At 48.1% G+C, this 26,231-nt stretch carries 21 protein-coding genes and 1 tRNA gene; 3 read left to right on the top strand and 19 right to left on the bottom strand.

Annotation, left to right across the window (positions count from 1 at the left end; genetic code table 11):
- Positions 1-6: 6 nt before the first annotated feature.
- The 7 genes from METPAY_RS07950 to METPAY_RS07920 all read right to left on the bottom strand — a co-directional run bounded on the left by METPAY_RS07950 (position 7) and on the right by METPAY_RS07920 (position 8,943).
- Positions 7-1,200 carry a radical SAM/SPASM domain-containing protein gene (locus METPAY_RS07950; RefSeq protein WP_048151155.1) on the bottom strand — a complete coding sequence of 398 codons (1,194 nt, stop codon included), beginning with the start codon at positions 1,198-1,200 and terminating at the stop codon, positions 7-9.
- A complete protein-coding gene (ahbB, locus tag METPAY_RS07945; protein ID WP_048151062.1) occupies positions 1,197-1,679 on the bottom strand; it encodes a siroheme decarboxylase subunit beta in 483 nt (160 codons plus the stop codon). Before ahbB ends, METPAY_RS07950 begins: the two co-directional genes overlap by 4 nt.
- 7 nt (positions 1,680-1,686) lie before the next feature.
- Positions 1,687-2,250 (bottom strand): Lrp/AsnC family transcriptional regulator, encoded by a 564-nt coding sequence (locus tag METPAY_RS07940; protein WP_157199033.1) that lies wholly within the window; start codon positions 2,248-2,250, stop codon positions 1,687-1,689.
- Positions 2,251-2,252: 2 nt separating this feature from the next.
- On the bottom strand, positions 2,253-3,314 hold the full coding sequence (locus METPAY_RS07935) for a radical SAM/SPASM domain-containing protein (RefSeq protein ID WP_052418730.1): 1,062 nt from the start codon (positions 3,312-3,314) through the stop codon (positions 2,253-2,255).
- Complete coding sequence (locus METPAY_RS07930) at positions 3,311-4,765, bottom strand: catalase (protein ID WP_048151059.1); 1,455 nt, start codon at positions 4,763-4,765, stop codon at positions 3,311-3,313. The genes METPAY_RS07935 and METPAY_RS07930 overlap by 4 nt, the downstream gene beginning before the upstream one ends.
- Positions 4,766-5,166: 401 nt before the next feature.
- Positions 5,167-6,417, bottom strand: a complete 1,251-nt coding sequence (locus METPAY_RS07925; protein WP_048151058.1) for a cation diffusion facilitator family transporter — start codon at positions 6,415-6,417, stop codon at positions 5,167-5,169.
- Between the two features lie 504 nt (positions 6,418-6,921).
- The gene (locus METPAY_RS07920; protein ID WP_048151056.1) at positions 6,922-8,943 is read right to left on the bottom strand and encodes a DUF2298 domain-containing protein; all 2,022 of its coding nucleotides are present in this window, start codon (positions 8,941-8,943) and stop codon (positions 6,922-6,924) included.
- Positions 8,944-9,197: 254 nt separating this feature from the next.
- Between METPAY_RS07920 and METPAY_RS07915 the strand changes: the two genes are divergently transcribed.
- On the top strand, positions 9,198-10,091 hold the full coding sequence (locus tag METPAY_RS07915) for a hypothetical protein (RefSeq protein ID WP_048151053.1): 894 nt from the start codon (positions 9,198-9,200) through the stop codon (positions 10,089-10,091).
- Positions 10,092-10,125: 34 nt separating this feature from the next.
- Here the strand turns inward: METPAY_RS07915 and METPAY_RS07910 are convergent, their stop codons facing one another.
- The 3 genes from METPAY_RS07910 to METPAY_RS07900 form a co-directional block, all read right to left on the bottom strand.
- The gene (locus METPAY_RS07910) at positions 10,126-10,932 is read right to left on the bottom strand and encodes a pyrroline-5-carboxylate reductase family protein (RefSeq protein WP_048151052.1); all 807 of its coding nucleotides are present in this window, start codon (positions 10,930-10,932) and stop codon (positions 10,126-10,128) included.
- 114 nt (positions 10,933-11,046) lie between these two features.
- Positions 11,047-11,346 (bottom strand): hypothetical protein, encoded by a 300-nt coding sequence (locus METPAY_RS07905; protein ID WP_048151048.1) that lies wholly within the window; start codon positions 11,344-11,346, stop codon positions 11,047-11,049.
- A gap of 113 nt (positions 11,347-11,459) precedes the next feature.
- A complete protein-coding gene (locus tag METPAY_RS07900; RefSeq protein WP_052418729.1) occupies positions 11,460-13,553 on the bottom strand; it encodes a cation:proton antiporter in 2,094 nt (697 codons plus the stop codon).
- A 590-nt stretch (positions 13,554-14,143) separates the two neighbouring features.
- Here METPAY_RS07900 and METPAY_RS07895 point away from each other — a divergent pair.
- Both METPAY_RS07895 and METPAY_RS07890 read left to right on the top strand, forming a co-directional pair.
- Positions 14,144-14,782, top strand: a complete 639-nt coding sequence (locus METPAY_RS07895) for a HEAT repeat domain-containing protein (protein WP_052418728.1) — start codon at positions 14,144-14,146, stop codon at positions 14,780-14,782.
- 72 nt (positions 14,783-14,854) lie between these two features.
- A complete protein-coding gene (locus tag METPAY_RS07890) occupies positions 14,855-16,342 on the top strand; it encodes a glutamate synthase-related protein (protein WP_048151046.1) in 1,488 nt (495 codons plus the stop codon).
- 601 nt (positions 16,343-16,943) lie between these two features.
- On the opposite strand, the gene METPAY_RS07885 is transcribed toward METPAY_RS07890, so the two are convergent.
- The 9 genes from METPAY_RS07885 to METPAY_RS07840 form a co-directional block, all read right to left on the bottom strand.
- Positions 16,944-17,414, bottom strand: coding sequence for a NusA-like transcription termination signal-binding factor (locus METPAY_RS07885; RefSeq protein ID WP_013329662.1), 471 nt, complete (start codon positions 17,412-17,414; stop codon positions 16,944-16,946).
- Between the two features lie 2 nt (positions 17,415-17,416).
- Positions 17,417-17,704 carry a 50S ribosomal protein L30e gene (locus tag METPAY_RS07880; protein ID WP_048151045.1) on the bottom strand — a complete coding sequence of 96 codons (288 nt, stop codon included), beginning with the start codon at positions 17,702-17,704 and terminating at the stop codon, positions 17,417-17,419.
- Positions 17,705-17,759: 55 nt separating this feature from the next.
- Positions 17,760-18,923 (bottom strand): DNA-directed RNA polymerase subunit A'', encoded by a 1,164-nt coding sequence (gene rpoA2, locus METPAY_RS07875; RefSeq protein WP_013329664.1) that lies wholly within the window; start codon positions 18,921-18,923, stop codon positions 17,760-17,762.
- Between the two features lie 4 nt (positions 18,924-18,927).
- Positions 18,928-21,570 (bottom strand): DNA-directed RNA polymerase subunit A', encoded by a 2,643-nt coding sequence (locus tag METPAY_RS07870; protein ID WP_048151041.1) that lies wholly within the window; start codon positions 21,568-21,570, stop codon positions 18,928-18,930.
- A 13-nt stretch (positions 21,571-21,583) separates the two neighbouring features.
- Positions 21,584-23,413 (bottom strand): DNA-directed RNA polymerase subunit B, encoded by a 1,830-nt coding sequence (gene rpoB, locus METPAY_RS07865; RefSeq protein ID WP_048151039.1) that lies wholly within the window; start codon positions 23,411-23,413, stop codon positions 21,584-21,586.
- On the bottom strand, positions 23,410-24,969 hold the full coding sequence (locus METPAY_RS07860) for a DNA-directed RNA polymerase subunit B'' (RefSeq protein WP_048151038.1): 1,560 nt from the start codon (positions 24,967-24,969) through the stop codon (positions 23,410-23,412). The genes rpoB and METPAY_RS07860 overlap by 4 nt, the downstream gene beginning before the upstream one ends.
- Before the next feature lie 20 nt (positions 24,970-24,989).
- Positions 24,990-25,241, bottom strand: a complete 252-nt coding sequence (locus METPAY_RS07855) for a DNA-directed RNA polymerase subunit H (protein ID WP_013329668.1) — start codon at positions 25,239-25,241, stop codon at positions 24,990-24,992.
- A gap of 88 nt (positions 25,242-25,329) precedes the next feature.
- A tRNA-Lys gene (locus METPAY_RS07850) sits at positions 25,330-25,403 on the bottom strand.
- A 206-nt stretch (positions 25,404-25,609) separates the two neighbouring features.
- On the bottom strand, positions 25,610-26,230 hold the full coding sequence (locus METPAY_RS07840; RefSeq protein ID WP_013329669.1) for a response regulator: 621 nt from the start codon (positions 26,228-26,230) through the stop codon (positions 25,610-25,612).
- Between the last annotated feature and the right edge of the window lies 1 nt (position 26,231).

Below are 26,231 nucleotides of genomic sequence, written 5' to 3'. Positions count from 1 at the left end.
CAAAAATCAATCCAAAGATCCCTCACCCTTCAAAAGAAAACAAAAAGGATCTTCCGCTGAAAAGTCCTTCCCTGTATAATACGCCCTTACCATGCATCCTCCACCGCAAAGCTCCCGGTGCATACATTCTCCACATCCTCCCGTAAACCTCATCCCTTTATTCCTGAAAAGAGAGAGAACCGGATTCGAATCGTCGTTCCATATCCGGCTGAACGGCGTCTTTCTTACGTCCCCTACAAAAAATTCTTCGGACTGCGCAAACTGGCAGGGGTATACAAAACCCTGGTGGCTGATATTTGCGACTTTGCTTCCGGCACTGCATCCGCCGTTGAGCGATGCGACAAGAGATTCGGCATCTTCAAGATCCTCCGATTCATCCTTCCTCATCGATGCAAGGAGATGGATCGCATCCTGGGGTGCATCCACGGTCAGGAACTCCATAACAGACGGATCGATCTCCTTTGCCCTGCCATATAAAAGTCCGAGGGCTTCCGTGACCTCATCGCCGTTCAGCTGGAGCCTTTCGTAATCCCCGGTCCCGCGTCCGCTCGGAACAAGCCAGTAAAGGCAGAAACGCGAAGCACCAAGGAAAAGGGCAAGATCGATCAGATCGTCCAGCTCCCGGAAATTAGCCTTTGTAAGAGTCACGCGAACCCCGGTCCGGACCTCTGCATCCCTGCAGTGACCGAATGCGTCGATAGTCCTCGAAAAAGCGTCGGACGAGCCCCTGAACCTGTTGTGAGTCCGGGGTTTTGCCCCGTCGAGAGAGATTCCCACGTACCCGATTCCCGACTCCTTTATCTTTCCCGCAACCTCCGCATCTATAAGAGTCCCGTTGGAACTAAGAGACGTGATTATCCCCTTGTCCTTCGTATACGCAGCCAGATCCCAGATATCTTCGCGCAAGAGCGGTTCGCCTCCGGAGAACAGAATCAACGGAACGCCCATACCGGAAAGATCGTCGATGACTGCAATAGCCTCTTCAGTGGAGAGTTCGCCAGAACTCCGGGAGCCCGAACTGTTATAACAATGCACACATGAAAGATTGCACCTGGTCGTGAGATTCCAGAAAACAACCGGCCGGAGCATCCCGGAAAATGCGAGATACTTCCCCGGAACTTTTTTTCCGGTACCATGGCCGTGCTTTAACACCTCGCTGACAGTACCGCTGCCATGAAGACACTGGGTGATCCTGTTCATTCCGGGCATCCCCCTTTCTCGCAAATCCGGACGGCGGGAACCCGTTTGAGTTCCTTCGAGCTGAAAATCACCACATAATCATCTACCGCCATATCCTCAGCGATCTCTTTCACCTCTTCGTAAACCTCTTCCCTGCTGTGCCTGTGGTGAACCGTATAAACCGTATAATCCCATCTCCCCGGAACCGGACTTCGCTTATAACAGTGCGAAACCCCAGGGTACGAGGCAAGTCTTTCGTATCCGTTCCAGCCCGATGGGACATTCCATGCAACAAGGGCATTTGCAGAGATCCCGATCTTCCTCTGGTTAATCCGGGCCTTTATCGTCTTAATAGCACCCTCGTCATGAAGACGGCGGAGTCTCCCGATTACCTCTTCGCCGGATATTCCCGCTCTTTCCCCTATCAGATCGAACGGCCTAATTACAACAGGCATCCCCTCTTCAAGCAGGTTCAGGATTTTATAGTCTGTTTCGTCCACCTCTCATTCACCCCGGTACATCTGACTCTTCCTTTATTTCATTAACAAGATCGGACAACTCCCTGCTCTCCTCCCCGAATTCTTCGCAGCGGAAGCGGACATCCGTTTTGTAATAGCAGACCGTCGGCAGGTCAAGGATATCCTCATCACAAATCCCGAGCCTCTCCTTTATTTCGGTGAGAATTCGATCGGCTCTCTCTTTTGATTCGGCTTTGATAGTGAACCAGACAGAGTAATGATGATCCCGGATGAAATTATGCGAAACCTCCGGGTAACCATTTATTATAATCGCAGCTTCATCCTCCATCTCCTTCCCGGTATGAACGGCCACGAGAGTCCCGTAATTCAGCCCGAATTTTTGGGAATTCAGGACAGGAGTGATTCCCTTTATTATACCCGAATCGCGTAGCTTCGAGATCCGTCCGAAAAGTTCGTCCTGTGATATGCCGGCATCCAAAGCTATAACGGCCCACGGTTCTGCGACAAGTGGGAAGTCCTCCTGGAGCCTGTTCAGGAGAATAATGTCGGTTTCGTCAGGAAAAAAATCAGTATCTATACTATCACCTCTCACGGTTACGGTTCATAAGGGCACCACGGGTCTTCTCCGCAGACCTCGCCTGTGCCGTAATACGGTTCCATCAGCCCGTCGCACCACCTGACGGGAACGGTTTTCGATCCTGCATATGCACGTGCCCGGCATCCGCCGCAGATATCAGTGTACCCGCACCTGCCGCACTTCCCTGTAAGAAGGCCCGGATCGCGAAGAGCCGCAAAGAGCCCGGAGTTCTGCCAGATATCACCGAAAGATTTCTCACGGAGATTCCCGGCACTCAGCGGGAGATAAGGACAGGGAGTGACTTCGCCGTTGGCATATATCCTGCAGTAGGATATTCCGGCAATGCACCCGCGTCCCCATCGCTTGTTGTCAATCCCCGATTCTTTCGCAATCCTCCTGAACTGCGGCGCACACGTCGGCCTGATATTCAGGTCGCTCTCATTGTATTTTTCAAGGATTTCCCTTATAATGGTTTCATAATTATCCGGGTCCTGGATTTCCAGGTTCTCTCCCCTTCCCGTATGAACGGGAAAGAAGATCTGGTAATCTGAAACGCCCATCGAAGATCCCATTCCAATAACCGATTCGACATTTTTCATATCCGGGCTGACCATGGTCATATTAATCTGGACATCGATATCTGCATCTTTGCAATACTCAATAGCAGATACGGCCTTCTCCCACGCACCCGCAGTTCCGCGGAACTTATCATGGAATGCCGGATCGACCGAATCAAGGCTTATAGCAACGGCTTTCAGCCCTGCATCCTTCAGCCTCCGGGCCATATTTTCGTCGAGGGTAAAACCTGAGGTGCCCATCGCCATCCTGAGACCTTTTTTCGTCCCGTAAGCGACAAGCCCGCAGATATCGTCACGCATCAGAGGCTCTCCGCCGCTGAGGATCAGCAGAGGACTTCCTGATTCCGATATCGAATCAATTACCTTTTCAGCCTCTTTTGTCGACAATACGTCTCCGGCCTCGGATTTCCCCGCGTCGACATAGCAGTGATCGCATTTCAGCGGGCATCGCAGCGTTACGTTCCATGAAATCAGCCGTGGCGGAGGGTATTTTCCGTTCAAGCTTTCATTTCCTTTATCGAGTGTTCAACACGTTCTCCCATTTCGGCATCGGCACTTTTCAGGTTCCTGATCATTCTCTTCCGGATCTCCATGTCGGCATGCATAAGGGAGTCGGCAATATTTCCGACGAGATGATCCTGGTCGATCTTTGACAGGGACCGGTACCTCTCCCCGGCCTGCCGGAAGTCGTTTGTCTTTTCAATCCTCTTTCGAACCATCACACCCTGAAGTGGTTTTCCGGGGTAAGTTGGAGCACCGCTTTCCTTTGGCAGCCCGCCTCCGAGACTGTTGGGCTCGTAGTTTGCAGTCCCGGAAAACTGGGGAGTTATTGTCATATATCCGTCCTGCTGGTCATTTGAAACTTCAACTTTAGGACGATTAACCGGAATCTGCAGGTAATTCGGACCAAGCCGGTGGCGGTGTGTATCCGCATATGAAAACAGCCTTCCCTGCAGAAGTTTGTCGGCGGAGGGCTCGACACCGGGGATCAGCGAAGCAGGACAGAAAGCGGCCTGCTCAATCTCCGCAAAGTAATTCTCCGGGTTTTTATTGAGGACCATTTTTCCGACCGGCATCAGCGGGTACCTGTCCTCGGGCCAGGTCTTTGTTGCATCCAGTGGATCGAATTCAAGTTCGTTTTCGTCCTCGAATTCCATAAGCTGAACATTAAGTTCGTACTCGACCTCCTTTCCGGATGCGATCCAGTCGTAAAGATCTCTTGTTGCACAATCGGGGTCCTCACCTGCAAGGCGGGTCGATTCAAAACGGTCGATCGTCTCGATCCCTGCCGCAGGTTTCCAGTGGTACTTGACGTATATGCCCCTGCCCATTTTATTGACCCATATGTATGTATTGACACCAAAGCCCTCCATCTTCCTGTAGCTCTTAATTGTTCCGCGATCCGAAAATAGCCAGATGATCATGTGGGTCGACTCGGGAGACAGCGAGATAAAATCCCAAAACCTGCTGTTCGCAGAGGAACTTGTCGGATAATTCGTATCTGGTGCGGGTTTGAAGGAATGGATCATATCGGGGAATTTGATTGCATCCCTTATGAAAAAGACAGGGATGTTGTTCCCGACAAGGTCGTAATTCCCGTCTTCGGTATAGAATTTTACTGCAAATCCACGGGGATCGCGAACGGACTCGGCAGAACCGCGTGAACCGACCACCGTTGAGAAGCGAACAAGAACAGGCGTTTTTACATCAGGATTTTGAAGGAATTTCGCCTTCGTATAAGGCGCCATGCTCTTATAGACCTGGAAATATCCATGTGCTCCTGCACCTTTCGCATGGACAACCCGTTCGGGGATTCTTTCACGATCAAAATGTGCAAGTTTTTCTATAAGATGTACATCCTGCAAAAGGACAGAACCTCTCTCTCCCGCAGTCAGGGAATTCTGGTTGTCGTTAACCTCCACTCCCTGGTTTGTTGTAAGGGTCTTCTTCATGGTTTTTCACATTTTAACAGATGCGTTAGATTGATTATATTATTTTCGGACTCCCGGATAAACCTAAAAAATCTCGGTTGAAGAATTTATTCACAAAAAAGATCTCGTCATGAAAATCTTCGAAGAGACAAGAAAAAGTACAAGCGGGGAGGGATGCTTGTATATCTCCTTCCTTTCTTCTGTCACATATTTTTTGTCAAGGCCATAAGCCCCTTCGGGGCAGGCCCAGCTCAGTCCACTTCGTGAACTTTCGCAAAATGAAGATAACCCGGTCTGGACACCACCCATCCGGGTGGCTCAATAAAATAAGATTTCATGAAATGAACTGGTGACCAAAGGTCGCCTTTAGGTTTCGAAAGGGCGACAGCCCTTCGGTTGCCACACTGCCGGATTTGTGAAAACTAACGATTCTCATCCTTCCTGCTCTCCATCTCATCCTCAATTTTCTCGATCAATTCACTGGTATTATCCGCATCCGTAATCTTCAACAGAATTCCGGCGGACTCAAAGACATATTCAGCCGATCTCCCGGTAAGTTTCTGTTTGGAAAACACCAGATCAGGCTTATATTTCAGCAAAAATTCCGCAGAACGCATTCCTTTCTGCTTATCTAATCCGGTGGCCGGATTTTGCAATATTTCTTTTCGCAGCAGCTTTGCATCCCTGAAATTAAAATCCAGAATTGCGAAATATGGCGCCTCGCCAAAATGAAGACTGATATCTCCTTCCCTGTTCTCAAGGGGCACGGCATACCGGATGAAGCTTCTCTCCTTCGGCTCATAATGTATGACAACTCTTTCAACATTGGGAACAAGGTCGCGAATCTTTGATTCAATCCTTTCACTCGCAAGATGTGCCTTTGAAAGGTCGGTTTTTTTCATGTTTACAACCGCTTCAACAAAGATATATCGCCCGGAATTTCTGGCGTTGAGCTCTTTGGTGCAGATCACGACAGGGTCCGAATTAATTGCGGATTTTATCAGGTCCCTTGTTTTGTAATCAATCGATGCATCAAGAAGAGTTTTCATGCTGTCTTTTAAGATCTCCCATCCCGAATATGCAATGAAACCTGCAACTATTATCGCTCCGATACTGTCCACCGGAACTCCGAAATACTGGGCAAAGAGTGCAAAAAATACAACAAGTGTCGAAAGAACATCGACCTTATGCTGTTTCCCGTCCGCAATTAATCCCGGTGAATTATATTTTTTCCCGATTTTAACTTCATATGTTCCCAGGAGATACGGGACAGATGCGAGTCCTGCAACCGCCGGCAGCACCCATCCGCTAAACTCCAGTACCGTACTGTCTTCATATATTGCATTGACCAGGATCTCCCAAGCTGTCAAAAAGACAAGAAAGGCGATAATTATGGATACAAAATTTTCGATTTTGTAGAGGCCGTATGGAAATTTGCTGCTTTTAAGGCTCGAAAGCCATATTCCGGCAATCAGGGCGAGGGAAGCGAAAATGTCTATCAAAGAATTGATTGCATCTGCCTCCAGTGCAAGGCTGCCCGAAATCCATGCAAGATAGAGCTTGACGATTACAAGGAAAGTATTGACGGCAAGCGAATAAAAGGCAACTTTCCTGATAACGGAATCCTCTTTTTTCCTCTTAGAAATCAGATCGTTCTCTTTTTCTTCCTGCATGGCGTCTTCCTTTTAGTGATGTAAAATTCCAGGGCAATTTCTGAATTTTCGATTTCCCGGTTCTCTAATTATCTTTTTAAACCGACAATACTGAATAATTTATCCCCCGGACAGACGACAAAAAGGCATCTTTATACTAAATACCAAAACAAACGGCATCGCACCATTCTCAACTGCAGTCTTTAAGCAGGACTAGTTATCTCCGCCGGTGCCGGAGTTGTGATCTTTTTCATCCGCCCTGAACACCGTAATTCCAACCATTTATAACTATATTTTGTTTCTCTTAATCCCCGGAACATATTACTCTCAAGAATCGAACCCTGTTAATCCCAGAACAAACATAATTATGAAATCTCAGGAAAAAAAGGAATCATCCCGACTTAATGATTTTTTTGAACATTAGAATGAGAGAGTATGAGAGGTCGTCGTGCCGAGGAGATCAATTAACGTTCCCCCCGAAAATAAGATTCATAGTTGCGGAAGCCAGGGATTATTAAAATAAAATTAAGATGCAATTTTATATATTGAAACACCTTCTTCTGAAAAAACCTCTTTAAGCCCTGAAGAAGGCAGGGACACATTATATTTATTTAGTTCAGACTGTCCCACAAAAAGATATACCGCATTATACTTCTGCATAAGATCAACGGTCATGGACGGGTCCTCATATATCGACTGAATATCATCTTCTCTCTCTTCAATCCTGACATCCCCGTTTCGCCAGTGTTCTTCATTATTTATCTGCCCGAGAATAGTAGACAGCCCGGTCATCACAGAAACACGTCCGAGATATAGATCGCCGCCGCCTGCAGCCTCAACTACAACATCTGAAGGTTCCGCATTTTCCAAAAGATAGGATATACCATCATAATCAGAAGGATTATACTCCTCCATCCAGTTTTTCCCGTCAAGACTGCCTCCGTTGGGGTAACCAAAGGTATCACCAACGCTGATATTAACAGGAAATAGAATAAAAATAATAAACAAAGCAGATACTATTGCAAGTACATGCTTTTCTTCCAAAAAGGTCCAATAATTTTCGACCCATTTCCCAATTATGATTGATACCGAAAGCAGAAGCATTATGCAGGCAACTACCCCGAATTTTACAGAAGTGTTATATTGCGTCGCAATAGCTCCCTGGATACCGTCATTTATGTACAGGAATTCTGTGATAAATAAAATTCCAAGCCCTGCTACCCCGAAAACCGTTTCAGGTAGTATATTGCGTTTTCCGACCAGTAAGAGTATACAAAAAAGCAATATTCCTGCAACAGGATAACCAAATAAGCAAAATAGAACAGGAATTAGGATTAACCAGGGATATTTTTTCAGGACATCCATTCCATGAATAATTATCACAGCGATTATGAAAAGGTATAAACCTAAAAACTCAATCAAACCCGTAGGATTTGATATTTCCACACCGCTGACAGCACTATTTACAGAAATCATTGACAGAAGGAAAGGAAGGTATACAAGTACAGACAATACAGGCACTATGGCGAACGGGATTATTTTCTTCAGATCATGGTTTTCATATTTGTACCAGACCGCAAAACCTATACAAAGATAAACTGGAGCATAGATGATTACGTCCCAGGTATGCATGCAGGGCATTGTACCAAGTGACAATGACATAAGAAATACCAAAAGATATCTCCCCTCTTTTTCCAGGTTTTTCCAGTTGACAATCATTACTGTCAGCATGCATAAGAAAAACATCTGGTTAAACCAGCTGAATACCATACCGTGAGGAGCACCTACAAGGATTTTAAGAAGAGGAATGGGATTCACACCATTTGCAGTATTAATTATATTTGACGCAACACCAGCAACTCCCAGATCGCCTAATTGAAAAATATACCATAACATAACTGCATTCGGAATAATCATAACCAAAAGAGGCAGCCATTGATGGCGCTTCAGGACCAGATTTCCGATTGCATAAGCTGAAATAGCAAAAAGGCCAAAGACAGTCGGAAGAGCCAGATTAAAAGCAACCGTATGAATCCCGCCAGAGAGAATACCTAAAATTCCCATCATCCAGTGACCCAGATAATAATAAACCGTGAGATCTTCACCGGCAAACCACGGATCAAAAGGTGTTACAACTGGCTGATTCATTATACTGCCAATAAAAGCAGCATTCATATATTGTTCCGGGATCTGAGTAATTGCAAGATTGTCAAATTTGATCCTGAAAGCAAGAGTGATAAGAAAAACTCCGAAAAATATGATATCCCATTTAACAAATCCTTTAATTTCATTAATGCTGTAAAATTTTTTCCATACTGCAAATAGACCTGCGAGAGCAAAAGGAATAAGAACAAGATAAACAGGGAGTTTCGCAAAACCAAGATACCAGGAAATTAGTGTAAGGAGAAGCATCCCGGAAGGATAAGCTAATCCATAAGACAAATTTCCAAATACAGGCCTAAGATATGGATAAATTGCAATCTGGCAGAATTTGATTACAAGCAACCAAATTATCACTGTAATGATCTGTGCTTCTAAAGATATCATCGTAATTTCATTCTTTTATTTGTAATATCGACAACAATTCCATTTCAACAACTATTACTGTTATACCTGATATATAATATTCTTATATTCATGCCTTAACTAACCTTTTCAGGTCATTTCCCAGCGAATCAAACATTCTGTCATTATTTTACCTATCATTTATTTTTTCAATTTGTAAAATTACGCTTTTATCGTATCGATCCCTATTTATTCTATAATCTGCATAATAATGAAATACCAGGGGATTACCGGAATTGCCACGACTTGATGATTTTCTTGAGCCATTAAACGAGGGAGTGTGGGAGGTTGCGATACCGAAAGAGTCGGTTACAGTTCCGCTCGATGCCGGGTGGAAGAAATCGGCACTCAATGTCCCGTCTCCCGGGACCATAGCAAGTTATCGGAAAGGACAATATCACGTCCACGAGACCAAAGACGAATGGAAGGTCCACCTCGACAGGTACGATCCGGATGAGCACCCGGTAATGCATCTCCTCGACGACGCCCCGCTTCTTCTCATGATCGGCGATACGTTCATCACGCTGATATCGAATATGAGGAGGAACGAATCCGGCGACACGAGGAAGATTCTTGAAACCCAGGATAAGGAATGGCATCTCCAGTTCATTACCGGAATATTTCTCATACTCGCCGGGCTGGATATTGCGCTGGACCCTCTCGGTGCCTTCCTCGGAACAATGAGCCTAATCTTTCCCATGGGAATCGTGATCCTTGGAATACTTGTCATGTTCGGGAAATTATGGAAAACCCATAACGAGCCATTCATCGAGGGAGATATCTTCAGGGGGCTGGTTATAATAGTTGCAGGAGTTCTTTCGTTCTCCATCCCACCCGATTTCTGGATTCTTATCTTTACTGCCATCCTTTCCCTCTGGATGTTTGCAAGTGCAGTCATTCTCTTAAAGAGGGTTAGGAAAGGAAGGTCCGCCGTCCCGGAAGGATTTGTCAGCCGCCTGGCCATTGGCATTTTTTCCCTTTTAATAGTAATTGGATCATTTTTCACCCCCATATACCTGATTGCCATATTAACGTTGGTGGTAGGAATCCTGCTAATCCTTATAGGGATCATGCTTGTAATCAACGGACTGAGGCTGAGGGGAATGATGAAAGCCCCGGTTACTGCCTGAATATCCCGGCAGGGCAGCCCAAAAAATAAAATTTTTACCTGGAACTCTTTTCAACACGAAGATGCTTTTCAGACATCCTCGAAAGGACGTTGTCGAAAACTTCAGGGATCTCCTTTTCTATGACATCCAGACCTTCGGCGGTGATACCACCTTCCGTAGCTACCCCCGATATAAGGGAACTGAAATCATAATCCATCCCCGACAACAGTTTTGCAGTTCCGATAAATGTCTCCCGGACCAGGAATTCTGCATCTTCTTCTGATATCCCACCTCTCCAGACCGCGGCAAGGGCATACTGCTGCATGATCGAGGCCATTATCGCCGGTGAACTGCTCGTAAGATCCGACAACAATGAGATCCTGTCTTCAGTCGTCACATAAGGCCTGCTTATCGAACCGAAGAGTGATAATATTTCTTCCCTGGCGGACTCCGGCACTCCTTCCCCGAATACAAGAACAGATACCCCTGCCCCGTATTCCGAAGTGATGCTCGGAATAATCCTCACGACATTAACACCCGACAATTCCGAGAGTTTCTTTAACGAGACATCCGATGCAATCGAGACAACAATTTTTTTCTCATCAAGAAAAGGCCGGATTTCAGGAAGGACATCCTTTACTTCGGCAGGCCCGACACAGAGAAATATGATATCCGATCTCGCGGCGACCTCTCCGTTTCCGGCACACCCGATTGCCCCGTAATTATTTACCAGATCGTTCATCTTTTCCGGCGTCCTGTTGTAAATAAAAACATCGCCGGGAGAAACTTTCCCCGATTCGATAAATTTGCGTGTAAGCATACTCCCCATGCTGCCGGTTCCGATTATTCCGATACGAGACATTCTTCATCTTATACGAGAGAAAAAATGAAAAATTTATCCGGCTGATTCAAACAGTAAAAAAATCCCCTGGTTAAGCGGAAGAAAACAGGTACAAAGATCAAACTTCGATAATTTTTATTTTGGATTTTTCAGTTCTTTTTTCAACTGGCTGAGTTCATTTTCCAGAGAATCTACTTTTCCTTCAAGAGTCCTGATATCATTCTTAATTCCGGGATAAACCGAATTCGGCTCATAAACTCCTATTTCATTCTCTTTTTCCGAATTGCCTATGGCATCGGAGATCAATTTAAGAGCAAATTCATTCTTCGAGATAGTCACTCCTAACTGCTTCTCTTTCTCGGCCCTCAGCTTTTCAAATTTCTTAAATAAGTCCTTTGGAAAATATAAGGACACTTTTGTCTTAATATCAGGCATTTCTGCTATAATCACAGTTTTAAAAATTTATAAATATAGCAACTTAGAGCACAGTAACTTACGTTAAAAAAGATTGCCGGATTTATTTGAATTTATAGTTCAGAACAGAAAAATCAGAACTCTTTGACTTTTTCCCGGGCACGGGACTCTTCTTTCCTGAGACGTGATATCTCGGCTTCAATATCCTTTTCATCAAAAAACCCTTCCTCTTTCATATCGAAAAGCATCTTCTTCGCACCCGAAATCGCGATCCCCGATACAAGATAATCATAAAATGAATTAACCGCTTCAGGGGAGGACTCTGCAAGTGACCGGAAGCCCGCCTTTGCGGATTCATGCATCCTCCCGTACTCCTCGACAACAGGATCGATGATTGTTCTTCCGGAACCCGTTTCATCGGCAACATCAAGGACCCAGTCGCGGGTTTCGGAAGCGGAAACAGATACGGCATACATCAGGAAAAGTTCGTCGACCAGTTCTTCCTTCCGCTCCCTCGTGCGCAACTTGCCGAATAAAGGTGAAATGCCCTTTTTAAAACGTGCACCAATCTGCAATACAGGAGAATAATACCTGGTGCCTGAAGGATAGATCCCTTCGGACTGGATCTTGTCCACGCGTGTATCGGCGTCATACAGGAGACGGTCGAGCACGCCCGGGGATACAAGTCCCGCATCATACATACGGCGGTAGCACTCCTGTTCATGCTCGATCGCCTTTATCCAGAAGAGTTCACGAATTGAATCACCGCCGGGGCAGTCCCTCCAGAAATCTGCAAACTTTTCCCTGAGGGCTTTAACGGCGGTATCATACTCCGAGGATGCACTATCAAGAGTTTCAGCCGGAATGTATCCTTTATCCTTCATCCCTAAAAGCGCCTTTCTGCTCTCATTCGCCGACCTGACCGAAAGCCACAGCCTCTCGAACTCAAGGACGTTGTCGGGCCTTTGCAGCTTAAAAAACCTGATAAGAGGGCCTGTGGTCGTTCCCTGGACAATAATTGTAAAGACGACTACGACAACGGTGAATGCCGCTATCATATCGCGATACGGAAATTCCTTCGGAAGCGAAAGTACAAGCGCAAGACATACCGCACCCCTCAGGCCGCCCCAGAAGATTACAGTCTGGTATGACCGTGACACGGGCCTGTCTCTCTCGATAATATTTGTAACCGAATAAAGACCATAGACCGACACCGCCCGTGCAACAACTACTGCAACGATTACGGCTCCTGCCAGAGCTACAAAATCCCATGAAAATATTAACGGTTCACCAAGACTGGTAATAGTTATTCCGACAAGAAGGAATATCATGCTGTTTGCCAGAAATCCGATATACTCCCAGAATTTATACAGGTCCTCACGGACAGCGGGGCCGAGCCTCCTGGAAGTCATCCTGTTGACAATAATTCCTGCGGCTACAACCGCCACTACTCCTGAAAGATCAAAAACCGCTTCAGATACCAGAAAAGCCGAATATGCTATCACGAGCGAGACGGTCTGATGGAGGTGGGGATGATCCGGAGACGCCCTGATCGTCCCGTATATTGCAAAAGCCATGATCGACCCGATGAAAATACCGCCGGCAAAGGAAACAAGTAGAGAGTATGTAAAGAAAACCGATATTTCCTCTATTGAAGATGCACCCCCGGAATATGCCTGGAGTGCGACAATCCCCATGATAATATTGAATGTCACAATTGCAGACGCATCATTAAGGAGGCTTTCTCCTTCGACAAGCGTGAAGAGCCTTTTCGGAACGCCCAGATCCTTAAAAAGTGCAATTACCGCGACGGGATCGGTAGCGGATATCAAAGCCCCGAAAACTAGAAGATAAATCAGCGGAACTGGGGTCAGGTATGATAAAAGAAGGCCGATGACAAACACCGATATTACCAGTCCCGCTATCGCCATTACCAGAACGGGAACGATGTTCTTAAAAAGGAGCCGTGAATTTAGTGCTATCGCCGATTCGAAGATCAGGGGAGGCAGAAAAATATACAAGATTAAGTCACTGTTCGGAACGTAGCCCGAGATAGGAGATAAAAAACTGACATTGGGTGCAATAAAATAAGCCAGGACAAACCCGATTATGAAAAGACCGATAGTGTAAGGAAATTTAACTCTCCTGAGTATTATCGACATGACTATGGCAATTGCCAGGAGAAGAATGATGATTCCTTCTTCACTGAGAATGACGGATTCGGGCATTTGCCTGAATTTTAGAGATATTATGATATATAGATATTTTTTTCTCCCGGAAGATTTGGTATCTCCCGATCACGTCTTTGACAACCCCTCGCCGCCAACCGCTTCGCAGGATGGCGGATCGGCCCCGACCTCGGGGCCTCTCTATTGTGATAGTCTCTCAGGGGATAGACGAGTATCCCCTGAGTGGCGAGACGTGATAAATCTACGACGACTATGGGAACGGAATATCCCAAAAAATGTTCATGTAAAAAACAAATTAAGCAGCCCGGGGGACCCTTGCCGGTCCCCGGGGCGTGCAATGGGAGAACTATCTTCGGGCAAGGCCCCTGGGCAGGGGCCATCCGGCGGCCTGGCCGCCGGTGCCGGGGTTGCCGAAGTAAGATATGTAAGCATAAGAGTGTGTGCTATCCCGGGATTATCTATCCACGTGAAACAACTAAGAGCAAATTTTTGTACTTGATGTTACAAAAAATAAAAATATAGTTCTAAAAATATTACTAAATTACTAACTTTTTCATAAAACAAGCCACCCTCGGCCATTTTTGGATATATTTAAGTAACCTGTGATCTCATTCTCATTGTGGCCGGAGATGCAGAATCCCACAGACCATCCTTCAGAAAAAATCTCTCCTGATGAAGATACCGAAAAGAAAAGGCAGGAAAATATCCGGAAGCTCATAGGCTACCTGAGGAGCAACGATCTCACCTTCAGGTGGAAAGCCGCGGAGATACTTGGGGATATGCGTGCAAAGGAGGCGGTTGAACCGTTAATCGAAGCGCTTTCGGACGAATATGTCGACGTAAGCTGGATCGCGGCCAAATCACTGGGAAAGATCGGGGATAAAAGAGCGACTCTGCCGCTGATAAGATGCCTTGAAAGCGAGGAGCAGTGGCTGCGAAAAGGTGCCGCAATCGGTTTGGGCATGCTCGGGGATAAAAGAGCAGTCAAGCCGCTGATAAAACTCCTCGACGATGAAAAGACCAAAGTCAGGATCGAGGCCGTAATAGCCCTCAAAAAGATCAATGACGAACGGGCGACAGGCCCTGTAATTGAAAAATTAAAAGATCCGCAAAAAAAAGTTCGGGTGGAGGCAATCGACGCACTCGCCGTACTCGATGGTGAAGAGGCTGTAGAGGCCTTAAAAAATCATCCTTCGGATCCGGAGATAAAAGACAAAATATCAGGAGCAATCGAAATCCTCGAAAAGAAGAACAACAATAAAAAATAATGCAATTTTAATGAACCCGATACAGACAAGATATTTATAAATTAATTTTAAATCACTCATAAGTGAAATCCCATGACTTTTTATCGCTGCAATATATGCAATGTTTTTGAATACAACCCAAAAAGAGGGGATTCTATTACAGGAATAAAGCCGGGCACAGACCCCGGGGAATTCCCGGAAGACTGGAGATGCCCGATCTGCCATTCAAACAGGACGCATCTTAAAGAGATCGAAACTCACAGGCAGCCTTCACAGACCATGCAGATCTTCACATGTCCGGTCTGCGGTGCAAAGAGCGAGATCAGTCTGACGGAGATAACAGGGCCTGAAAAATCAGGATATCTTGAGAAATGGGAACGGAAGACCGACAATATCGAAAGAGACATGGAGCTCATTCATAAGATCTCGGCATCGGGAGAACCTGTAACAGAGCCGATGAGAACAAAAAAGAGCGTTCCGTCATGGGACGACATCATAATCGCGGGAGCCCAGCTTGCAAAGATTCCCCTGAATAAGGATGAGGATGTAAAGACTGCAACCGTAATAGGGCCCAATGCAAAATATCCCCTGGTAATCGAGACACCAGTATATGTAACTCATATGTCGTTTGGAGCCCTTTCACGGGAGATGAAGATCGCTCTTGCAAAGGGAAGTGCGGCAGTTAAAACTGCAATCGGCTCGGGCGAAGGAGGAATCCTTGAAGACGAACGAAAGGAGGCATACAGGTACATCTTCGAATACGTCCCCAACCGTTACAGCGTCAGCGTGGAAAATCTCAGGTCCGCTGATGCAATCGAGATAAAGATAGGCCAGTCGACAAAGCCCGGAATGGGTGGAGAGCTTCCGGCCGAAAAGGTTACCGAAGAGATCGCCGCAATAAGAGGTTTTCCCGAAGGAAAGGACATCATAAGTCCCGCCTCCTTCGGCGACATCAGGAACAGGGACGACCTGAGGGAGAAAGTCGAATGGCTCAGGGAGACGTCGGGGGGAAGACCGATTGGAATAAAAATTGCCGCAGGAAATATCGAAGCCGACATGGAGGCCGCCGTATACGCAAATCCCGACTTCATAACAATTGACGGAAGACCCGGCGGGACAGGAGCCGCGGACGTGATCATCAAGGACGCAACATCGGTTCCCACAATATTCGCCCTTCACAGGGCCAGGAGATATCTTGATGAAAACGGAAGAGGCGACATCTCCCTGGTGATCACAGGAGGACTGAGACTTGCATCCGATTTCGCCAAAGCGATAGCCATGGGTGCAGACGCCGTCGCAATAGGAACCGCCGCCCTCATGGCCGCAGCCTGCCAGCAGTACAGGGTCTGCAACACAGGCGAATGTCCCGTGGGAGTTACGACACAGAATCCCGATCTCAGGAAAAGGCTAAGGGTTGATATATCCGCAAAAAAACTCGAAAACTTCCTAAAGGTATCGACAGAAGAGCTGAAGGATTTTGCAAGACTTACAGGCAACGACGATATACACGATCTCTCGATTGAGGATCTCTATACTACAAGTTCTGAAATTTCAGGGAATACCCTGATAAGGCACGTATAAAAATTATGTTTCACTACTTTTGGCAACCCCTCGCCGCCAACCGCTTCGCAGGCTGGCGGACCGGCCCCGACCTCGGGGCCTCTCATTGCGATAGCCACTCAGGGAACAGGCGAGTATCCCCTGAGCGGCGAAACGCGGTAAATCTATGACGATTACAGGAAAAGAATATACAAAAAAGCGGGTTCTCCGCTAGTCTGCGTGAGTATAAAAGCAGGTATAGTTACTTTTGGCAACCCCTCGCCGCCAACCGCTTCGCAGGCTGGCGGACCGGCCCCGACCCCGGGGCCTCTCAATGACGATAGCCACTCAGGGGACAGACGAGTGTCACCTGAGCGGCGGGACGCGGTAAATTCATGGCGTGTACGGAATAGAACATACCATAGCAAACTAAATTCAACAGCCCGGGGGACCCTTGCCGGTCCCCGGGGCGTGACGTGAGAAGATTATCTTAAGGCAAGGCCCCTGGGTAGGGGCCGTCCGGCGGTCAGGCCGCCGGTGCCGGGGTTGCCAGAATAAGATATGTAAGCAATACAGAACGTATGTGAATATGTCCCGAAATTATATACACACGTGAAATAAGCGAAAAATCAAAAAAAAGTGATTAAGCCAGATCCCCGGCTTCTTCATCTTCTGCATTCGTAATAATCTGGACGTTGGCTATGTCGTGCTGCCTTTCGGCAAGCTTGTTCGCCTTGAAGATATTCTTTCCCCCTTTTCCGATGGCGATACCCATATCCTCCTCTTCCACATCAACAAATGCCTCGAACTCTCCTTCCGCGTTCTCCCTTATGTCGACGGAGATAACCCTTGCAGGAAGGAAGCAGTTCTTGATGAACTGAACGGGGTCGTTCGAAAATTCGACTACCTCGATCTTCTTTCCCAGCTCATCGGATGCCTTCTTGATGCTGACACCGCTCTTGCCGATTGCACGGCCCATGTCACCGGGATTGATAACGAAGATTAAGCGCTCGTTCTTTTCGTCGACAACACAGTCGCGGCTTCCCGCACCTGTGATGTCTTCGAAGCTCTTCATCAGCTGAAGTGCCCTTTCATTGAGTACAATCTCTGACATCTTTATTCCTTCTTAAGAGTAAGGATGTCGGATTCCCCCGCATCCTCGATTGAAAGAGCACTTACCATGAACGGATTGCCTGATGTTTTTCCGAGCTGAACGCTGGAATCATTTGATTTGTATACGAAGATATCCTTTTCCGAAAGATAATTCCTAAACTCTTCAGGGCAGTTGCCTGCGATAATTACCATCTTTGAGTTTCCACTCTCTACGGAGTTTTTGGTTTCATTTTGACCGAAAATTACTTTTCCGGATTTAATTGCGCGTCTGAGCGATGTTTCAAAATCCATTTGATTTCACCTGAATTTGGTATAGTTTTCCTTAGTTAATTTTACATCTATAAATTTATGATGATCTGTTTGCAATCAGCTTCACATCACCTGTTCCAAGCTGGATCGGCTGTCCCACAATGACATTTTCAGTGACACCCTCAAGGATGTCCTCTTCATTCGCCACCGCAGCATCCAGAAGATGGTTTACCGTAACCTCGAAAGCTGCACGTGAAAGCACACTCTCTTTCTCCCCGGCAATACCATGACGACCGATCTGCTTGACTTCACCTTCCATGCACATCATATCCGCAACAAGCATTATATGACGGACATCGACCTCGATACCCTGTTCACGCAGTGTGCTCAGGGCCTCATCGATAATTGCATTTCTGCCTGCTTCAATACCGAGAACTTCCGATATTTCAGCGATGTTGTTTGTTCGGGTACGGGTAGTATCTACGCCATCGACCTCAAATACACCTTTAAGGTTGGAGCCTTCAGTATAAAGAATATACTCTCCGTTTTCCTTTCTGACGACAACACGCTCTATATCGTCGATACCCTGGACGATTACGTTTCTTACGTACTCCGCAAGGGTGAAGAGGTTCTGGTAACTCTCCGGGTCCTTCGGTAGGAAGGTAATCTTAAGATGCTCGGGGTCGGCCTCTGAATCGAAATCGCGGTAATGTGCACGATCGCGAATCTTTTTCGGAGCCCTGTCCATGATCTCTTCGACAGATATTTTCCTCTTTTTGCAGACGTCCTTATTGAGCACGACCTCGACAACCATCTCGACCATATCGGTCTTGATGTCGCCGAATTCGTGCAGGTGTGCGGCTTCGATCTGCCAGCTTACTTCACGGGCACGGTCACGGTTGTCCGAGTAACCCTCTTCAAGGAAGATGGTCATCGTCGGAGTGCTAGGAGACTTCCTCGCATCCATGATCTCGATAAGCCTCGGAAGACCGAGGGTTACGTTGATTTCAGCCACACCCGCGTAGTGGAAAGTACGCATCGTCATCTGTGTACCCGGCTCTCCAATCGACTGTGCCGCGATGATACCGACAGCCTCACAGGGTTCGATACGTGTTTTACCGTACTCTTCAAAGATCCTGTTCATTATCTCATTGAACTGGTTCTCGGAGAAGTCATTCTCCGACAGGAACTTTATAAGATCGTTTTTGGTCTTTACAGGAAGATCAGCTGCATCAATCTTTTTCTCGAATTTGGCATCCATAGTATTACACCTCCTCCCGCATGACACTCTCGACAATTCCCTTTACATCCACGGGATCGCCCATACTGCTCTTTGCAGGATCGGTCGAGTCTTCACCGTACCTGAACTGGATGATACGTCCTCCGGATGTCCTTACGGTTCCGTCGTAGCCGACTTTTAAGTCCTGGAGAGCGTTGATCATACGCCTCTGCAGGTAACCGCTCTGTGACGTACGAACCGCAGTATCGACAAGACCTTCACGGCCACCGATAGCGTGGAAGAAGAACTCGGTTGGAGTCAGGCCGCTCTTATAACTGTTCCTGACAAAACCGTGAGCCGGAGCACCCCTGTCGCCCTTCTTGAAGTGCGGCAGCGTTCTGCCCTCGTAACCACGGGTGATACGCTCACCACGAACAGCCTGCTGACCGATACAACCGGCCATCTGCGTCAGGTTAAGCATAGAACCACGGGCACCACTTACCGCCATTACCACGGCACTGTTGGACAGACCAAGGTGGCGTCCCGCAATGTCTCCAGTGCGATCACGGGCCTTTCCGAGAACCTGCATGATCTGCATCTCGAGAGTCTCTTCAAGAGTCCTTCCGGGCATCGGTTCAAGCTGACCCTCTTCATAGATCCGGATACGGCGTTCGACGTCATCTTCGGCTTCGTTGAGAACTTCGTCGATCTGGCCGTACTCGATCTTGCTCAGGTCTTCGTCATCGATACCGAACGAGAAACCGTCATACATGATTCCGCGGATCGACAGTTTCGTGACATCGTCGACAAACTGCCTGCCCCTGTCAAGACTTACCTGCCTGATGATCCTCTGGAGGATCTTTCCTTTGAATGCACCGATGGATTCCTTGTCGATTACACCGCATATCAGCTCGCCGTCTATGATCTTTACGTATGCATCCCTCTCGCAGTCCTCTTTCTTGCATGTATCGCAGTTGATACAGGAGCTTGCCTTATAAACCATGTTCAGGTTATCAGGCAGGATCATCGAGAACACCTGCTTGTTGGACCAGTATTCGATACCGTTCTCCACTTTACCAGGTGCTGGGAGATGTTCGGGGGTGCTCGCCCTGAGAAGGTACAGGACACCTTTCTTGTCGAACCACTTGACCTGGTGGGTCAGGATGAAGATACCCGAAATGTGATCGTGGATACCGCCGATAATCGGACCGCCGAACCTCGGGGAGAGAATGTTCTCCGCAACGCTTGCAAGCATGAAGGCCTCTGCACGGGCCTCTTCTGTCTGTGGAACGTGAAGGTTCATCTCATCACCGTCGAAGTCAGCGTTATACGGAGGACAGACCGCAGGGTTCAGCCTGAATGTCTTTCCGTCCATCAGCACGACACGGTGGGCCATGATACTCATCCTGTGAAGCGACGGCTGACGGTTGAACAGTACGATATCGTCGTTCCTGAGCTGCCTGTCGACAGTCCACCCGGGCTCGAGCATCTCGGCGATGTTCTCGCGGGTCATATCGGAGAGACGTACACGCCTTCCGTCCGGCCTGATGGCATAATTCGCACCGCATGGGGAATTGACATCAGGTCTTACCGGACCGGTCAGGACCATCTCCCTGATCTCTTCGATATTGAACGGTGTGACCCTGATCGGGACACTCATCTCGTTTGCAACCGCAAGCGGGATTCCTACCTGCCCGATGGACAGGTTGGGATCAGGCGAGATGACTGTACGGGCCGAGAAGTTCACACGCTTTCCTGACAGTGAACCACGGAAACGCCCGTCCTTTCCTTTAAGACGCTGGGAAATAGTCTTCAGCGGCCTTCCGCTCCTGTGGCGGGCGGGAGGACAGCCGGCTACCTCGTTGTCGAGATAGGTCGTGACGTGATACTGGAGAAGTTCCCACAGGTCCTCGATAATGAGCTGCGGGGCTCCGGCATCCTGGTTCTCCTTGAATCTCTGGTTGATACGGATGATATCGACGAGCTTGTGGGTAAGGTCGTCCTCCGACCTCTGTCCGTTTTCAAGGATGATGGAAGGCCTCATTGTGACAGGCGGAACCGGGAGAACGGTCAGGCATGTCCACTCGGGCCTTGCGACCTCGGGGTTGATTCCGAGAAGCCTGAGATCCTCGTCGGGTATCTTCTCAAGCCTTGCACGAATATCGGCAGGTGTCAGCTTGTGATCGATCTTCCTTCCGTTCTCGTCGGTCATGACCTCGGAGAATGTCGTAGGCTTCTCGAAGTTGATCTTGAGCTGCTGTTCGCCGCAGTAAGGGCAGACACGTTCCTTCTTGATATCCTTTTCAGAGATAACGTCCTCGTTTCTCTCGTCTTCCGGACCGAGAACCTTGTGGATCTCATCCTCGCTCAAAAGCAGTCTGCCGCACTCACGGCAGGAGACCCTTAAGAGCTTCCTGATAAGTCTCGTATATCCTACATGGATAACCGGTTTCGCAAGCTCGATATGGCCGAAGTGGCCCGGACAATCGCTTGCACGGTTTCCGCAGGTCTTGCATCTCAGACCCGGATCAATTACACCGAGGTGGAGATCCATCAGACCCTGGGGGTAGGGGAAACCATCGTCGTCATAGGTATCCGCCCAGATGATCTTCCTGACACTCATCTTGCGGATATCTTTCGGAGAAAGTAACCCGAACTCTATTTTTCCTACTCTTTTTGGACTTGCCATATTTTCGGCCCCCTTATACCTGGTCCTCCAGGTGAAGCCTGGGTGCAATACCCATACTCTTCATCTCATCAAGGAGCAGTTTGAATGCGTAACTCATCTCGACCGAGTAGATATCGGTCTCATTACCGCATGCAAGACATCTCGTCACATTGCGGTTGTGGTCGAGGAACGCAATCATACCGCACTTTGCACAGACATACTGCTGGACTTTGTCGGACTCATCGAGGAGACGCTCCTTTAAGGCCATTGCAGCGCCGTGTCCTATAAGCACATCACGCTCCATCTCTCCGAACCTCAGACCTCCTTCACGTGCACGACCTTCTGTCGGCTGGCGTGTGAGAACCTGAACAGGTCCGCGTGAACGTGCGTGCATCTTGGAAGATACCATGTGGTACAGCTTCTGGTAGTAGATTACCCCGACATAGATGTCGGCCTTGAACTGCTTTCCCGTGATACCGTCGTACATCACTTCACGGCCGTTGTGGGCAAACCCGAGAGCCTGAAGCGAGTCCCTGAGCGTATCCTCTTCTTCCCCGGAGAAGGCGGTCGCCTCGATTCTCCTTCCTTCGAGCGAACCGACCTTTCCTCCGAGCATCTCGAGCATGTGCCCGACAGTCATACGGGATGGAATCGCGTGCGGGTTGACAACAAGGTCTGGGGCTATTCCTGCCTCAGTAAATGGCATATTCTCCTGCGGGATGATAAGACCGACAACTCCCTTCTGACCGTGCCTCGATGCGAACTTGTCGCCGACTTCCGGAACACGGATATCACGTGTTCTTACCTTCACGAGACGTGAGGAGTTCTCTCCTTCGGTAAGAATGACAGTATCGACGATACCGCGCTCGTTGCTCCTCATCGTTACCGAGGTGTCACGGCGCTTCTCTACAGAGATCAGCTCTCCGCTGGGCTCTTCAAGGAAACGCGGGGGAGATGTCTTTCCGATAAGAACATCCTTCTCGCGTACGACCGTCTCGGGATTGATTATACCATCGGAATCGAGGTTCTGGTAGGACTCCGCACCGTGCGAACCCGAAACTTCCTCGTCCGGTACCTCGATCTTGTCGATCTGTCCTCCCGGATAACGCCTCTCCTCACCGTCATATGTCCTGAAGAAGTGCGATCTTCCTACACCGCGCTCGATGGAGGCCTTGTTGAAGATGAGAGCATCTTCAATGTTGAATCCTTCATATGAAAGAACGGCGACTACGAGGTTCTGTCCTGCAGCACGATCGTCCGACCCGATAACCTTCGAGGTCTGTGTGTGGACAATAGGCTTCTGGACGTAGTGCAGAAGATGACCTCTCGTATCCGGCCTGAGCTTCATGTTCGATGCGCCGAAACCAAGCGCCTGCTTGATCATACCGGCACCCATCGTGACACGCGGAGATGCATTGTGCTCGGGGAACGGAACATGCGCCGCACCGATACCGAGAATCAGCGAGGGATCGATCTCAAGATGGGTGTGCTCGGGAGTGAGGTCCTCCTCTCTTATTGCAATAAAGAGATCCTCTTCTTCCTCGGCATCGATGAACTCGATAAGTCCGCTGGATATGAGATCAGGGAATTCTATATCGTTGGTATCCAGTTTCCTGATATCATCGTTGGTGATAAGGGGTCTTCCGTTCTCGACGACGATCAACGGGCGTCTTGCACGGCCCCTGTCGGTATGAACGACAATATCCCCGTTAAATTCCTTGTATGAGATATTGATCTCGGTGGAAAGTTCCCCGCGCCTTCGCATCTTCCTGACGTTCTGGACGAGGACGGTGGGGTCCTCGCAGAGCCCGATGAGTGCTCCGTCTACAAAAACCCTTGATTTTTTAACTATATTTGCGCTCATAGAAACTCCTGTTTTAACTCCTCGACACCGAGATTGTACAGCACTCTCATAACGACCTGCTCGTCCTTTACACCCTTTGATATCTCGACCATCTGGGCGAAGTTCTTAACAAGACCACAGTTAGGACCTTCAGGAGTCTCCGACGGACAGATCCTTCCCCACTGTGTCGGGTGAAGATCACGGGCCTCGAAATGCGGCTGTGAACGTGAGAGAGGAGATATTACACGCCTCAGGTGAGAGATAACCGCCATGTGATCGACGCGGTCGAGAAGCTGGGATACACCGGTCCTTCCACCGACCCAGTTTCCTGTTGCAAGCGGGTGCAGGAGACGCTCGGTAAGAACGTCGGCACGGACCGCGGTGCTTATAGAGAGATCGCGGTGCCTCATGCTCGCACGCTCAAGCTGGTATTTTACATCTCTTGTGAGCCTGTTGAGCGAAATACGGAAGAGGTCTTCCATAAGATCACCCGCAAGCTTCAGGCGCTTGTTGGAGTAATGATCCTTGTCGTCGATCTTTCTCTTCTCGAGAACGAGATCGAAGCAGGCCTCCGCCATCCTTCCGAGGAAGTGAGCCTTTGCGAGCCTTACACTCTGGACGTGGGCGGCATAGCCGGGATCTTCCTCTTTTATGCCGTCGGGCATGAGTTCGTTTAAGTGCGGAAGAAGATAGTTGTCAAGAACGAACTCCGCACGCTTCCTCTGGTAATCGCGTGTCTGGTTCGGTGCGAGCTTCTTTCCGACATACATTATGCCCTCTTCGACAGTGTCGCATTCTCCCTCTTCGAGATTCTGGAGCATGAATGTAAGGATATCTTCGTCTGTCGAGACCGCGTTAACGATATCGTGGTCGCCGGTAAGGCCGAGCGATCTCATGAGATCGACGAACTTCAGGTGACCTGCCACGGACGGGAAGGACACCTCAAGAAGGTTCCTCTTGTTCCTCTCGACGATAACAAGCGCACGGTAACCGCGATACTGTGAGAATACCTTTGCCACAAAGATCTTTTCATTGTAGCGTTCGGTGAACTCGGTCATGATCTTGTTTGAGGCGAGATCCTCAAGCGTCATCAATACGCGCTCGGAACCGTTTACTATGAAATATCCGCCGGGATCGTGCGAATCCTCACCGTGCTCGATTCTCTCCTCATCGGACATCCCGTGCAGGTTGCAGGCCTTAGAGCCTACCATCACGGGAAGCTGACCGATAGTAGTCGTTACAGGATCGCTGCGGACATCTCCCTGAACGAGGACCATGTCAAGCAGTATGGGAGCCGCGTATGTCAGGTTTCTCAGTCGTGCCTCACTTGGGAAAAGGCTCGACTGGGAACCGTCCGCTTCACGGACAACCGGTTTTTCAACCCTGATATTTCCTAATTCCACCCACACGGGGTCATTGTCCTTGCCCCTCTGGGCAATATCTGTCTCAATGACCCTCTGTTCATCAACCACTTTCTGGAGATTGTATTCCAGGAAATAGTTGTATGAATCAAGCTGATGTCTTGCGACGTGTTCTCTTGAAAAGTAAGATTTTGATAATGTCTTTCGATCTAACAAAAAGACCACCCGGATAGTTTTTATTTCTTAGGCCTTTTTACAACCTGACGATACGCTTCAGCACGCCCCGCAGTCTGACTGTTGCGAACAATTCTGATTACATCATTGATCTTTGCGCCAATTTCCTTTACCGCCGGATCATCATGGTAAATCTTAGGAAGTTGGTCGCGGGTGATCTTGTAGGAGTTCAGAAGCTCTTCTACTTCCTCCACGCTCATAATCTGATGGTCTGGAACCATCATGTGTCCAATAACAGAAAAATTGGTGCTCATCTTTTGCCCCTGCCATATGTATTAATCTTTTTCAGATGTATCACCGCTAAAAAAACATGTACTCAGCCACACGAGTAAATCGTGTTAACGGGCCCGGAGGGATTTGAACCCCCGACCACCTGGTTAAAAGCCAGGCGCTCTGCCTAACTGAGCTACAGGCCCATTAGTATCTCCAATCAGCATTATTACAATGCATTGAAAGCACTTAAACTTATCCCTGTATTAAATATTAAAAATCTGAAACGACGGGTTTTTGAGAATCCTTCCGCGCAAGACGGCATTAAAAACGACTTTCCAGGCGCCGAAAGAAATATACGTGGATTGAAAAAATCAGAGGTAAAAAGAGACATATAATAAGAATCCGGCATTCAGGGGATAAATGTCTTTTTTATCTGCTTCAGTCGTTCTTCCTGGAGATTGATCGACATCTCCATACTTTTTATCGCCTGCGCGATATTTTCGCCGACCTTTAGCTCGTCGTTGCTGATATTGTAGGTAGACTCGAGTATTTTCAGCAAACGGCGGGATACGTCGACACTCTTGCTGAGACGTTCATATTCCTCGATAATCCTGTCCTCGATTCCCGCTTCTTTTGCCTCTTCGATCTTCTGGGATATCTCGTCCTTTCTTTTGAGAATATATTCTATTGCTTCGTATAGCTGACGATGAGTGGTGGGTTTCATCACGTAGTCTTCTATATATGCACCGTACTCCTGCGCCTCTTCGGGGGTGAGCTGTTTCGCAGTGAGCATCATAACAGGAATATCCCTCGTATCCGGGTTCGTCTTTATATTTTCGAGGGTCTCCCAACCGTCCATCGGCTCCATCATGATATCAAGAAGGATCAGATCCGGTTTCATATCCTTCAAAATCTCAAGACATTCAGGTCCGCTGTAGGCCGCTGTAGGCCTGTATCCCCCTCGCTCCAGCATTGCGACAAAAACATCGACAATCATCGGGCTGTCGTCCACCACAAGAATATCGTACATG

It is taken from the genome of Methanolacinia paynteri (assembly GCF_000784355.1).
Classification (GTDB): Archaea; Halobacteriota; Methanomicrobia; order Methanomicrobiales; family Methanomicrobiaceae; genus Methanolacinia; species Methanolacinia paynteri.
Note: the sequence above shows the minus strand (reverse complement) of the source record. Positions and strands in the feature narration are given on the sequence as shown.